The sequence below is a fragment of the Streptomyces justiciae genome, from assembly GCF_015163075.1.
In the GTDB taxonomy this organism is placed as follows: domain Bacteria; phylum Actinomycetota; class Actinomycetes; order Streptomycetales; family Streptomycetaceae; genus Streptomyces; species Streptomyces justiciae.
In genome coordinates this window covers 67,730-80,653 of record NZ_JADDXU010000008.1, presented here as the reverse complement: position 1 = coordinate 80,653, position 12,924 = coordinate 67,730, and the positions used below count along the sequence as shown (strand labels likewise).

The 12,924-nt window shown below is 71.2% G+C and carries 11 protein-coding genes; 7 read left to right on the top strand and 4 right to left on the bottom strand.

All coding sequences use genetic code 11. The annotated features are described in order from the left end of the window. The first annotated feature begins 123 nt into the window (after nt 1-123). The 7 genes from IQ210_RS22660 to IQ210_RS22630 all read left to right on the top strand — a co-directional run bounded on the left by IQ210_RS22660 (nt 124) and on the right by IQ210_RS22630 (nt 7,613). On the top strand, nt 124-1,119 hold the full coding sequence (locus IQ210_RS22660; RefSeq protein WP_194080912.1) for a phosphotriesterase family protein: 996 nt from the start codon (nt 124-126) through the stop codon (nt 1,117-1,119). Nucleotides 1,120-1,128: 9 nt separating this feature from the next. Continuing rightward, complete coding sequence (locus IQ210_RS22655; protein ID WP_194080911.1) at nt 1,129-1,488, top strand: cupin domain-containing protein; 360 nt, start codon at nt 1,129-1,131, stop codon at nt 1,486-1,488. Further along, the gene (locus IQ210_RS22650) at nt 1,485-2,174 is read left to right on the top strand and encodes an HAD family hydrolase (RefSeq protein WP_194080910.1); all 690 of its coding nucleotides are present in this window, start codon (nt 1,485-1,487) and stop codon (nt 2,172-2,174) included. The genes IQ210_RS22655 and IQ210_RS22650 overlap by 4 nt, the downstream gene beginning before the upstream one ends. Beyond that, nucleotides 2,171-3,808 (top strand): FAD-dependent monooxygenase, encoded by a 1,638-nt coding sequence (locus IQ210_RS22645; protein ID WP_194080909.1) that lies wholly within the window; start codon nt 2,171-2,173, stop codon nt 3,806-3,808. The genes IQ210_RS22650 and IQ210_RS22645 overlap by 4 nt, the downstream gene beginning before the upstream one ends. 47 nt (nt 3,809-3,855) lie before the next feature. Then, nucleotides 3,856-4,893 carry a ScbA/BarX family gamma-butyrolactone biosynthesis protein gene (locus tag IQ210_RS22640; RefSeq protein ID WP_194080908.1) on the top strand — a complete coding sequence of 346 codons (1,038 nt, stop codon included), beginning with the start codon at nt 3,856-3,858 and terminating at the stop codon, nt 4,891-4,893. Further along, complete coding sequence (locus IQ210_RS22635; RefSeq protein ID WP_194080907.1) at nt 4,890-5,921, top strand: NAD-dependent epimerase/dehydratase family protein; 1,032 nt, start codon at nt 4,890-4,892, stop codon at nt 5,919-5,921. Before IQ210_RS22640 ends, IQ210_RS22635 begins: the two co-directional genes overlap by 4 nt. A 93-nt stretch (nt 5,922-6,014) precedes the next feature. Further along, on the top strand, nt 6,015-7,613 hold the full coding sequence (locus tag IQ210_RS22630) for an FAD-binding oxidoreductase (protein ID WP_194080906.1): 1,599 nt from the start codon (nt 6,015-6,017) through the stop codon (nt 7,611-7,613). 24 nt (nt 7,614-7,637) lie between these two features. Here the strand turns inward: IQ210_RS22630 and IQ210_RS22625 are convergent, their stop codons facing one another. From IQ210_RS22625 to IQ210_RS22610, 4 genes are all read right to left on the bottom strand, one after another. Further along, complete coding sequence (locus IQ210_RS22625; protein WP_322656507.1) at nt 7,638-9,119, bottom strand: aldehyde dehydrogenase family protein; 1,482 nt, start codon at nt 9,117-9,119, stop codon at nt 7,638-7,640. After that, on the bottom strand, nt 9,116-10,840 hold the full coding sequence (locus IQ210_RS22620) for an N-acyl-D-amino-acid deacylase family protein (RefSeq protein ID WP_194080905.1): 1,725 nt from the start codon (nt 10,838-10,840) through the stop codon (nt 9,116-9,118). The genes IQ210_RS22625 and IQ210_RS22620 overlap by 4 nt, the downstream gene beginning before the upstream one ends. A gap of 97 nt (nt 10,841-10,937) precedes the next feature. Then, a complete protein-coding gene (locus tag IQ210_RS22615) occupies nt 10,938-12,056 on the bottom strand; it encodes an LLM class flavin-dependent oxidoreductase (RefSeq protein ID WP_194080904.1) in 1,119 nt (372 codons plus the stop codon). 87 nt (nt 12,057-12,143) lie between these two features. Then, nucleotides 12,144-12,914, bottom strand: a complete 771-nt coding sequence (locus tag IQ210_RS22610) for an SDR family NAD(P)-dependent oxidoreductase (RefSeq protein WP_194080903.1) — start codon at nt 12,912-12,914, stop codon at nt 12,144-12,146. Between the last annotated feature and the right edge of the window lie 10 nt (nt 12,915-12,924).

Genomic DNA, 12,924 nt, shown 5'->3' with positions numbered 1-12,924 from the left:
ACAAGATTACTGAAACCACTAGTGGCACTGGCACCACCGTCCGGCCAAGTATTCGTTGACAACGAGACCGCCGGGTGTGGATTGTTGCTGCAGGAGTGAAAGCCACGCCCCGGGGAGGCGATAATGGCAGCAAATTCCATTGAACCCGTCATAGTCGAAACCGCTAAAGGCGGCATTCCGCTGGACCGGCTCGGCGTCACATTGATGCATGAGCACGTCTTTGTCCTCAGTACCGAAATACAGGAGAACAATCCTCAGCTTTGGAATGAGCAGGAGCAGATCGACGGCGCCGTCGCGAAGCTGAACGCGGCCGCCGAGCGCGGGGTCGACACCATCGTCGACCTGACCGTCCTCGGCCAGGGCCGCTACCTGCCCCGCATCAAGAAGGTGGCCGAGCGCGTGGCGCTCAACATCGTCGTGGCGACCGGCGTCTACACCTACAACGACGAGCCCATGTACTTCGCCTTCCGCGGCCCCGGCCGGGTCTTCGAGGGCCCCGACCCGATGGTCGAGCTGTTCGTGCGCGACATCACCGAGGGCATCGGCGACACCGGCGTCAAGGCGGCCGTCCTCAAGTGCGCCACCGAGACCGAGCACCTGCCCGAGGGCGTGGAACGCGTCCTGCGCGCCACCGCCCAGGCCCACCGCGAGACCGGCGCCCCGATCCAGACCCACAGCAACGCCCTGGTCCGCAACGGGTTGTTGCAGCAGAAGGTGTTCCGCGAGGAGGGCGTCGACCTCAGCCGGGTCGTCATCGGGCACTCCGGCGACAGCGACGACCTCGACTATCTGCGCGCCCTGCTCGACGCCGGCTCGTTCCTCGGCATGGACCGCTTCGGCATGGAGTTCATCGCCCCGCTCGACCAGCGCGTGGAGACCGTCGCGCAGCTGGTCCGCGAGGGGTACGCCGGGCAGCTCGTCCTCTCCCACGACTGCCCGTGCTTCCTGGACTACCTCACCACCGACCAGCGCGAACTCGTCGCCCCCTCCTGGGACTACACGCACATCCACGACGACGTCCTGCCCGCGCTGCGCAAGGCCGAGGTGAGCGACGAGGACCTGCGCACCATGCTCGTCGACAATCCGCGCCGCTTCTTCGCGGCCAACGCCCCCTACTAGGAGGCTTCCGTGACCCACAGTCCCGTCACCGCGCAAGGCCCCTGGGAGGAGCTCGGCGCACCCCTGTGCCTGGACACCCCCTGGGTGAAGGCCTGGGTCGAGCAGGTCCCGCCGGGCGGCACCCGCCCCCTGCACACCCACCGCAAGCCCTGGGCGACCGTGGTGCTCAGCGGCGCCAAGGTCCGCTCCCTCGGCCCCGAGGGCGAGGTCATCCGCGAGGGTGAACTCCCCGACGGAGTCGTCCTGTTCAACCCGGCGGACGAACCCCTGTGCCACCAGATGCACAACATCGGCGACACCGAACTGATCATGGTCGGACTCCAGTGGGAGAGCGGCCCGGCGACCCCGGCGGAACCGGAGGCGTCATGAGCGCCGAAGCCACCAACCCGGCCGGCCTCGCAAAAGTCGTCGTCGTCGACTACGGCGGTGTCCTCACCAACCCGCTGGCCGAGACCTTCTGCGAGTTCGCCGCCCTGACCGGCCTCGACACCACCGTCCTCGCCGAGGCATTCCTCGCCGCCACCGAGAAGCACGGCGAAACGCCCATGGCCGCCCTGGAGATCGGCGCGATCAGCGAACGCCAGATGGCCGACCGCATCCTCGCCGAACTCCCGCCCGGGTCCGAGAAGGTCCTGGACGACCACGAGTTCGGGGAGCTGTGGTTCCGCGGCCGACGCCCCAACCAGCCCTTCGTCGACTTCCTGCGCGAACTGCGGGCGAACGGCCGCCGCCTCGCCCTGCTCACCAACAACGTCCGCGAGTGGGAGCCGCGCTGGCGCGCCCAGCTCCCCGTCGACGAGCTCTTCGAGGTCGTCGTCGACTCGCACAAGGAGGGCGTCCGCAAGCCGGACCCCAAGATCTACCGGATTCTGCTGGAGCGGCTCGGCATCGAAGCGCACCAGTGCCTGTTCGTCGACGACACCGAGGAGAACTGCGCCGCCGCCCGCGAACTCGGCATCCGGTCCGTGCTGTTCACCGACACGGACACCGCCGTACGCGAGGTGCTGACCTGCCTGGAAGGCAACGCACCGGATTCCGAAGGGACTTCACCATGACCGAGGACATCCTGATCGTCGGCGCGGGCCCCACCGGTCTGACCGCCGCGTGCACCCTGCTGGGGCTCGGCGTGCCCTGCCGGATCGTCGACCGGCGCGACGGACCGGGCGGCGCGCCCAAGGCGCTGGTGCTGTGGAGCGGCGCACTGGAGTGCCTGAGCCGCGTCGGTGCCGCCGGGCCGATCGTCGAGGCGGCGCTGCCGCTGGCCGGCGCCACCTACTGGTCACGGAAGAAGCAGGTCGGCGGCATGCGGTTCGGCGGCCTCGACGGCACCGCCTTCCGGCACCCGCTGTGCGTCCCGCAGCCCGTCACCGAGGCCGCCCTGTACGAGCGGCTGCACGCGCTGGGCGGCGAGGTCGAGTGGGAGACGGAGGCCGTGGGGCTCACCGTCGCCGGCGACAAGGTCACGGTGGCGCTGCGGACCGTGCAGGGCCGGGTGGAGCGCGGGACGTACCGCTATGTGGTCGGCGCGGACGGCACCCACAGCAGGGTCCGGGACGCCGTCGCCATCCCCTTCGAGGGGCACACCTACGACCGGGTGTTCCTGCTGGGCGACGGCAGGCTGGAGGGGCCCGCGCCCGAGGACGAGGCGCAGTACCACATCACCCCCGAGGGCGTGCTGGTCCTCGTACCCCTGCCGGACGGCGGGCACCGGGTCTTCTTCGACACCGCGGCCGACGGGAACACCCGGCCGCCGTCCGACGAGGAGCTGCAAGGCCTGCTGGACGAGCGCGGGCCCGGCGGGCTGCGGCTGCGCGAGACCTGGTGGTCCAACCGGTTCCAGGTGCACGCCAAGGTCGCCCCCGCGTTCCGCGCGGGCCCGGTCTTCATCGCCGGGGACGCCGCCCACGCGCACAGCCCCGCGGGCGGCCAGGGCCTCAACACCGGGGTCCAGGACGGCTACGACCTCGGCTGGAAGCTCGCCTCCGTGCTGCGCGGCGCCGCTCCCGAACTGCTCGACAGCTATGAGCCGGAGCGCCGCCCGGCCTCCGTGCAGGCGGTGCGCAACGCCGACCAGCAGACCCGGATGTGGCTGCTGCGCAACCCCATGGCCCGGGCCATGCGGGACGCCACCATGCAGTCCTTCTCCCGGCGGGGCCTGCTGGAGAAGCAGATGCTGCCCCAGCTCGCCCAGCTCGACCTCGACCACTCGGCCAGCCCCGCCGTCGCCGACCTGCCCGGCGCCGCGGCCGTGCCCCGCGGAGTGAAACTGGGGCGCCGCGTCCCGGACACCCCGCTGGTCCCGCTCAACGGCACGAAGGCCGACTCGCTCCACCAGTACCTGACGGCCGGACGGCACACGGTTCTCGCGTACGGGGACCAGGCCGCCGGCGACATGGCCGTCCGGGCCGTGGCCGCGCTGCGGGGGCGCGGTGTGGACGACATCACGGACGTGCTCTGGGTCAGGCCTGCGGGCGACAGCTCCGGGGCCGGGCGCGCCGGCGGCGCCGCCGATGCCCGCTGCGACACCGCGCGCGTGTCCGGCCCCGGGTTCGGCAAGGAGGACGGCACGCCCTGGCTGACCTACGTACGCCCCGACGGCACGGTCGGGGCACGGGCCGGCATCCCGGGCGTCCTCGAACTCCTCGACCGGCTGCCCTCGCAGCGGGCCGGCACCCCCGAGGCGGCCTGAACCGTGGACCGACACCCACTCCATGTCGGAAAGGACCCGCACCGACCATGACCCTGCCCGAGACCCAGCCCACCGACCTCGACACGGAGAACACCGAAGACGCCGCCGGCGCCGTGCCGGACGCCGCCGCCGAGGCCGCCGCCCGGCTGCGCTACGACGCGACCGTCTCCCGGACGCTGGTGCACCGCACCTCCGTCGCCGAGGTGTTCGTCACCGACTCCGCGGCGATCGGCGAGGAGACCTTCCTCGTCGCCGCCCAGCTGCCGCGCGGCCACCTCATCGGCGAGAACGCGCCGATGTACGACTACACGCTGCTCATCGAGGTGGTCCGGCAGGCCGGCGTCCTGGTGGCCCACGAGCACCTGGACGTGGAACTGGGCTCCGCGTTCATCTTCCGCAGCCTCAACCTCCGTACGGTGGGCCTGACCCAGCTGCGGATCGGGGCGACGCCCGCGCACGTCCTCGTCACGATGACCGTCCATCCCCGGCGCAACAAGGCCGGCCGGATACAGGGGTTCACCTTCAGCGGGAACGTCGCCCTGGACGGCCAGGTGGCGATGTCCGGCAACGGCGCCCTGCTGATCGTGTCCCAGCGCGCCTACCGCACCCTGCGGGCGAAGCGCCGTACGGCGGCGACGGATCTCGCGCTGCCGCGCTTCACCCCGGCGGCGCCGTCCGCCGTGGGCCGCAGCGAGGCCCGCAACGTCGTGATCACCGCTCCGGTGGTGGCGAGCGAGGCCCGGGTGTCGGCACAGCTGGTCCTCGACGCCAGCCACCCGCACATGTTCGACCACCCCCTCGACCACGTCCCCGGCCATCTCCAGATGGAGGCGGCCCGCCAGCTCGCGATCGCCGCGGTGGCCCAGCTGCACGGGCTGTCCCCGCAGACGCTGACCATCTCCGCCATCGAGACCGAGTTCACCGACTACGCGGAACTGGACCAGGTGACCGAACTGCGGGCCACCGTCCAGGGGTTCCGTCGCCAGGACGACCTGCGCACGCTCGCGGTACCCGTCGTGATCGACATCCGCCAGGAAGGGGCGGTGACGACGACGATCCGGCTGGAAGTGGTGCAGTGGACATGACCGATCCGCCGTTGCAGCGGGTGCTCGTCACCGGTGCCACCGGTCTGCTCGGGAGCAATGTCGTACGACAGCTGCTCGACGTCGGCAGCGCGGTGACGGCCGTGGTCCGCGACCCGGAGCGGGCCAGCGCCCTGCTCCCCGCGCACGATCAACTCACCGTTCTCCAAGGGGACGTACGCGATCCGAGCACCATCGCCCCGTCCCTCCCAGGGCATACGGCGGTGATCCACACGGCCGCGTACTTCCGTGAGTACTACGCCCCCGGAGGGCACTCCGAAAAGCTCCTGACCGCCACGAACGTCGACGCCGTCACCGGACTGCTCGACGCGGCGGCCGGGGCCGGGGTGCCGGTCGTCGTGCACACCAGCTCCATCGGCACGCTCGGCACCCGCCCCGACGGTCGGCCCTCGGACGAGGACACCTCGGAGGGGCGCGGCTCCCGCGCCAACGGCTACTACGCCAGCAAGCTGCGCTCGGAGGAGGCGGTCCGCGCCTTCGGCGCCGAGCGCGGGGTACGGGTGCCGATCGTGCTCCCCGGCTGGATGTGGGGGCCGGGCGACGCCGGCCCGACCTCCGCCGGGCGGCTGTTCGCCTCGGTGGCCGAGGGCCGCCTCGGCGGCGTCCCCCGGGCGGGCAACCACGTGGTGGACGCCCGTGACGTCGCGGACGCCTGTGTCCGCGCCGCCGCCAAGGGCGAGCACGCCCGCCGGTACATCGTGGCCGGCGACTGGGTCCCGCTCCCCGAGGTCTGCCGGATCGCGGCGCGAGCCCTGGGGGTCGCGCCGCCGCGCGAGGTCCCGGCCCGGCTGGCGCTGCTCATGGCCGCCGTACTGGAGACCGGCGGCCGGCTGCGGGGTGGCACGCCGACCGCCACCCGGGAGGGAGTGCGGGCCCTGCTGGAGGGGGACCGCCGCCGCGTGACCTCCGCCCGTGCGGAACACGAACTAGGCGTGGAGTTCCGCCCGTTGGAACGCACCCTGCGGGACCAGGCCGACTGGTACCGCGCCCACCGCGACGCCGTCCACTGACCTCACGAGCCCCGGGACCGGGGCGGTCACGTCCCCCGGCCGCCCCGGTCCCGGCCTGCCCTTCTTCCACCACGCGAGGAGACCGACCCAGCCATGCCCGAGATCAGCAGACGCAGCCTGATGACCGGGGTGTCCGCCCTGGCCGTCGCCGAGGGCGTCCTCACCCCGACCGACGCGAACGCGGCCACCACAGGGCCTTCCGTGACCGTCGGCCCCGGTGACGCCCGGTACGCGGAGCTCGCCACCGGCGTGAACAAGCGGTGGGCGGCCACACCCGAAGCCATCCGCCTCGTCGGCTCCACGGAACAGGTGGTCCAGGCGGTGACGGAGGCCGTCCGTGCCGGCAAGCGTGTGTCGGTGCGCAGCGGCGGTCACTGCTACGCCGACTTCGTCCACCACCCCGACACCGACGTCATCATCGACACGTCCGCGCTGAACGGGATCGCCTACGACCCCGCCCGCGCCGCCTTCGCCATCGGCGCAGGGGCCCAACTGGGGCAGGTCTACGAGGCGTTGTACAAGGGGTGGGGGGTGACGATCCCGGGCGGCGCGTGTCTGACCGTGGGGATCGGCGGGCATGCGAGCGGCGGCGGGTTCGGGCCGCTGACGCGGCGGTTCGGGCTGGTGGCGGATCACATCGAGGCTGTGGAGATGGTGGTGGTCGACGCCTCGGGGCGGGTGCGTACGGTCGTCGCGTCGCGCGCGCCCTCGGACCCGCACCGAGACCTCTGGTGGGCCACCGCGGGTGGCGGCGGCGGGAGCTTCGGCGTCATCACCCGCTACTGGTTCCGCTCCCCCGACGCGACCGGAACCACGCCGGGCCTGCAACTGCCCGCGCCGCCCCGCGAGGTGCTGGTCAGCCTGGCGGAGATCCCGTGGAGCCGCCTGGACGCCCCGTCGATGGCCCGCCTGGTCCGCAACTTCTGCGCCTGGCACGTGGACAACGGCGCCACCTCCTCCCCCTTCATCTCCCTCTCCGGCTATCTGCTGATGCGCCAGGGAGCAACGGGCGGCGTGGCCCTGTTCACCCAGGTCGACGGCACGGACCCGGACGCCGACCGGCTGCTCGCCGACTACGCCACTACCCTCACCGCCGGGACCGGCCTCGCCGCCTCCTTCCCCGCCCGCCGCGTCCCGTGGCTGGCCTCGACGAAGCTGCTCGGCACCAGCAGCCCGGTCCTGCTGTACGACCACACGCTGCGCAGCGCGGTGAAGACGGCGTGGCTCAAGGGGAGTTTCACTGACGCCCAACTCGCCGTCATGTACCGTCACTTGACCCGCACCGACTACACAAACCCGAACGCCGTGATCTCCCTCAACGGCGGAGGCGGCCGTACGAACGACACCGCCCCCGGCGCCACGGCGATCCCGCACCGGGACGCGGCCCTGATCGCCCTCTACGAGAACTTCTGGATCGACCGGCGCGAGGACGACCGGCACCTCGCCTGGCTCCGGGACCTGTACCGGGAGTCGTTCCAGGACACGGGCGGCGTCCCCGTCCCGAACGACCTGACCGGCGGCTGCTACGTCAACGACCCCGACCCCGACCTCTCGGACCCGGCCTGGAACACCTCGGGCGTGCCCTGGCACACCCTGTACTGGCGGGAGAACTACGCCCGCCTCCAGCAGGCCAAGGCCCGCTGGGACCCCACGGACTTCTTCCGCCACGCGCAGTCGATACGCCTCCCGTAGGGCGGAAAACCACTCGAAGGCCGCTCACCCCGGCCAGACGATCGCCTGCACCTCGCTGTAGGCGTGCAGCGCGTACGACCCCACGTCCCGGCCCACCCCGCTCTTCTTGAACCCCCCGAACGGCGCCTCCATGTTCCGCCCGACGGTGTTCACGCCGACCCCGCCCGCCCGCAGCCGCCGGGCCACCCGGAAGGCGCGGGCGACGTCGCCGGACCAGACGTAGTCGATGAGGCCGTAGTCGGAGTCGTTGGCGAGGGCGATGCCCTCCTCCTCGTCGTCGAAGGGGATGACGGAGACGACCGGCCCGAAGATCTCCTCGCGGGCAACGCGCATGGCGTTGGTGCAGTCCGCGAGGAGGGTGGGGGCCACGTAGAAGCCGCGCTCGTACGGCGGCCGTTCGCCGCCCGCGACGAGCGTCGCGCCTTCCTTGCGGCCGAGTTCGACGTACGACTCCACGCGCTCCCGGTGCCGGTCGGAGATCACCGGTCCGACCACCGTGTCCGGTTCGCGCGGGTCCCCGACCTTCAGCCGCCCGGCGTAGCCGGCGAGGCCCTCCACCAGCCGGTCGTACACGCCCCGTTGGGCCAGCACGCGCGTCGGCGCGGTGCAGATCTGCCCGCTGTAGAAGGAGAAGGTCGTCCCGATCCCGGCCACCGCCGAGGCGACGTCGGCATCGTCGAAGACGACCGCCGCGCCCTTCCCGCCGAGCTCCATCAGCTGCCGTTTCATGCCGCGCCCGCACACCTCGGCGATGCGCTGGCCGACGGCGGTGGAACCGGTGAAGGACACCATGTCGACGTCGGGCGAGTCGACGGCGGCCTCACCGACGTCGACCGAGCGCCCGGAGACCACGCTGAGCACGCCCCTCGGCAGCCCGGCCGCCTCCAACGCCTCCGCCATCCGGTAGACGGACAGGGGGTCCTGCGGGGCGGGCTTCACGACGACGGTGTTGCCCATCGCGAGGGCGGGGGCGATCTTGCCGGCGGGGTTGGCCCAGGGGTTGTTGTACGAGGTGATGCAGGTGACCACCCCGACGGGCTGGCGGACGGCCAGCGCCCCCATGACCCCGGCCTTCCCCATCGGCCCGGCCTCGTTGATCTGCGGCGGGATCGCCCACTCGGCGCTCTCCACGCGCGCGTACCGCCGGAACCGGGCGACCCCGACCCCGACCTGCATCGCCCGCGCAGTACCGGTCGTCGCCCCGGTCTCCGCCTGGGCGAGTTCGGCGTACGGCACGAAGCGGCTGCCGATCACGTCGGCGGCCCGGGCGAGGATCGCCGCCCGCTCCTCGGGCGCCGTACGCGACCATGACCCGAAGGCCTCGCGGGCCGCGGCGCAGGCCGCGTGCACCTGATCCAGCGAGGCCTCCGGCGCCCACCCGACGGTCTCCTCGGTGGCCGGGTCGACCACGGCGTAGTGCCCACCGTCCGGCTGGGTCCACTCGCCCCCGATGAACAGCCGCTCACCCGACCGCTCGCCCGACCGCTCACTCAGCCGCTCCTTCACCGGGTGCTCACCGTCCGGGTGTCCCGCCCCGAGCGCAGCACCTTCCCGGGCACCGCCCCGCTCACCGCGTCGTCGCGGATCGCCTCGACCCCGTTGACCCACACGGCCCGTATCCCGAGCGCCTTGGAGTCCAGCCGCGGGCTGTCACCCGGCAGGTCGTGCACCAGGGTGGCCGTGCCCGCGTCGATCCGCTCCGGGTCGAAGAGCACGAGGTCGGCATGCCAGCCCTCCCGTATCTGCCCCCGCTCGCGCAGCCCGAAGAGCCGCGCCGGGTCGTCGGTCAGCATCTTCACCGCCTGCTCCAGCGTGGCGAGTTTCCGCCCGCGCAGACAGTCCCCGATGAACCGGGTCGTGTACGGCGCCCCGCACATCCGGTCCAGATGCGCCCCCGCGTCGGAGCCGCCGAGCAGCACGTCCTCGTGCTGCCAGGTCTCGGCGCGCAGCGCCCAGGAGGCGGGGTCGTTGTCGGTGGGCATGGGCCACAGGACGGTACGCAGGTCGTCGGCGGCGCAGATCTCGACGAGACACTGGAACGGGTCCTGCCCCCGCTCCTCCGCGATGTCCCGCACGACCCGTCCGCTGAGCCCACGGTTCGCCTCGCTGTACGTGTCGCCGATGACGTACCGCCCGAAGTTCGCCAGCCGCCGGAAGACGCCGGCCTCCTTGGAGTGGGCGCGCTCCAGCATCCCGGCCCGTACGTCCGGGTCACGGAGCTTCTCGATCCGCTCGGGCACGGGCAGGCCGAGGATCGGGCCCCAGCCGGGGATGAGGTTGAGGGCGCAGAAGGTCCCCAGGGACATGTTCATCGGCGTGAGGATCGGCATGGTGAGGGCGACGATCCGCCCACCGGCCTTGCGCGCCTGCTCACTGGCGAACAGCTGGCGCGGGACACGTTCGGGGACGGTGGCGTCGATGGTGAGCACGTTCCAATTGAGCGGCCGCCCGGCCGCCGCGCTCATCTCCACGAACAACTCGATCTCGGCGTCGCTGAACTGGTCGAGACACCCGGCGACGATGGCCTCGATCTGCGTCCCCTCGTGCTCGCCCACCGCCTTGGAGAGCGCGACGAGTTCGGCGGGCAAGGCATGCCGGGAGGCGACCGGTTGGCCATCCCCATCGGAGTGCGTGGTCGACTGGGTGGTGGACAGCCCCCACGCCCCGGCGTCCATGGCCTCATGGAACAGCCGCAGCATGGCGTCGAGCTGCTCGTCACTGGGCTGCCCGCCCACGGCATCCGGCCCCATCACATACCGCCGCAGCGCACAATGCCCCACCATGAACCCGGCGTTGACGGCGATCCGCCCCTCAAGGGCATCGAGGTACTCCCCGAACGACTGCCAACTCCAAGGCGCCCCCTCCTCCAGCGCCACCAGGGACATCCCCTCGACCTTGGACATCATGCGCCGCGTGTAGTCGGCGTCCCCCGGCTTCAACGGGGCAAGCGTGAACCCGCAGTTGCCGGCGGCGACGGTGGTGACGCCATGGTTGAGGGAGGGCGTGGCGTACGGGTCCCAGAACAGCTGGGCGTCGTAGTGGGTGTGGGGGTCGACGAATCCGGGGGCGAGGACGAGGCCGTGAGCGTCCTCTGTGGTGACGGCTTCGCCGGTGATGTCCGCTCCGATCGCGGCGATACGACCATCACGAATGCCGACGTCGGCAACGAAGCCGGGCGCTCCGGTGCCATCGACGACGGTGGCGCCCTTGATGACGTGATCGAACATGCCGGTTGCCTCCTGGAGGTGCGCTCCGGTGATCTGCCTTTAGGGGCGCGGGGAACTGCGCGACCAGCCACATCGGACCCGCACCCCGCAACGGCGCTTACACGGCCGCCCGGAACCGGGACGTCCGATGCACAGGATCCGTGTCGATCTTCGGAATCACGTGCTCCCCGATCAACCGAATCGTCTGCAACGTCTCCTCCTTCGGCACCCCCACCGGCAACCCGAAGCTCAACTGATCGGCCCCGGCCTGCTCCCACCGCTTGCACTGCGTGAGCACCTCCGCCGGGTCCCCACAGATCAGCAGTTCCTCCTCGATGAGCAGCTCCACGAACTCGGGGGTGTACTCCGGCAACGTCTCAGGCCAGACAGGGAACCCCTCGGGCCGCGGGAAGGTGTCGTGGTACCGGAACACCAGCGAGGGCAGATAGTGCAGCCCACCATTCACCGCGATCTCGATCGCCTCCGCGTGCGTGGGCGCGCAGATCGCGGTCGTCGTCACCATGACGTTGTCGTTGACGAAGTCCCCGACCGGCTCGGCGTTCACGACGGAGTTCTTGTACTGCTCCAGCACCCACTCCATGTCGGACACCTTCTGGATGCTGAACCCCAGCACCCCGAGCCCCTTCTTCGCGGCCATGGCGTACGACGGCGGCGACCCGGCCGCGTACCACATCGCCGGGTGCGACTTCCCGTACGGCTTCGGCAGGACCTTGCGCGGCGGCAGCTGCCAGTGCTTGCCCTGGAAGCCGACGTACTCGTCCTGGAGCCACATCTTGGGGAACTCGGCGATGGTCTCTTCCCAGATCTCCTTGGTGTAGTTCATGTCGGTCACCCCCGGTATGAACCCGAGGATCTCGTGCGAGCCCGCCCCGCGGCCCGACCCGAACTCGAAGCGCCCCTCGGAGAGATGGTCGAGCATGGCGACCTTCTCGGCGACCTTCACGGGGTGGTTGACCTGGGCGAGGGGGTTGAAGATCCCGGAGCCGAGATGGATGCGCTCGGTCGCGTGCGCGAGGTAGCCGAGGAACACGTCGTTGGCGGAGAGGTGCGAGTACTCCTCCAGGAAGTGGTGCTCGGAGGCCCAGGCGTACTTGAACCCGGACTTGTCCGCCTGGATGACGTACTCGGTCTCCTCCATCAGCGCCTTGTGCTCGGCGAGCGGGTCGGTCTCGGCGCGCTTGCCCACGTATCCCTGTACAAAGAGCCCGAATTCCACGGCGGTTCACCATCCCAAGACAGGTGGGTCTGCTGAGTGCTACGACTTTCTGACGTACCGTCAGAAAGGTCAATACCTGACGACCAGTCAGGCGACACTGACCCCCGCCAGCCACCCGCCGTCGATCACGAACGGCTGCCCGGTGATGTACGACGAGTCCTGGCACGTCAGGAACAGCGCGAGCCGCGCCACCTCCTCCGGCCGGCCGATCCGCCCGAGCGGCACTAGCTTGCGGTACAGCTGGTCGAGGGCCCGGCTCATCCCCTCCACGTCGGCCCCGGGGTCCAGTTGGGCCGGGTTGGACATGGCGGTGTCGATGGCGCCGGGGCACAGGGCGTTGACGCGGATGCCCCGGCCGGCGAGTTCCAGGGCGGCGACCCGGGTGAGGCCGAGGACGGCGTGCTTGCTGGCGGCGTAGCTGCCGACGGCGGCCATGCCGGTCACGCCCGTGTAGGAGGCGGTGTTGACGATGGTGCCGCCGTCCTCCATGACCGGCGCGACGGTCTTGATGCCGAGGAAGCAGCCGACCTGGTTGACCCTCACGATCTGCATGAACTCGTCGAGGGGCGTGTCGACGAGGGAGTTGAAGCGCAGGATGCCGGCGTTGTTGACGAGCCCGTCGACGCGCCCGAAGGCGTTCTTGACGACACTCACGGCGTCCCGCCACTGCCCTTCGTCGCCGACGTCGAGATGGACGTACCGCGCGCCGATGTCCGTAGCGAGCGCTTCCCCCTGTTCGTCAAGAACATCGGCGAGGACGACCTCCGCCCCCTCCTCCTTGAACAGCCGCGCCTCCTGCTCCCCCTGTCCGCGTGCCGCGCCGGTGACGATGACGACGCGTCCGTCCAGCTTGCCCATCCGGCATCTC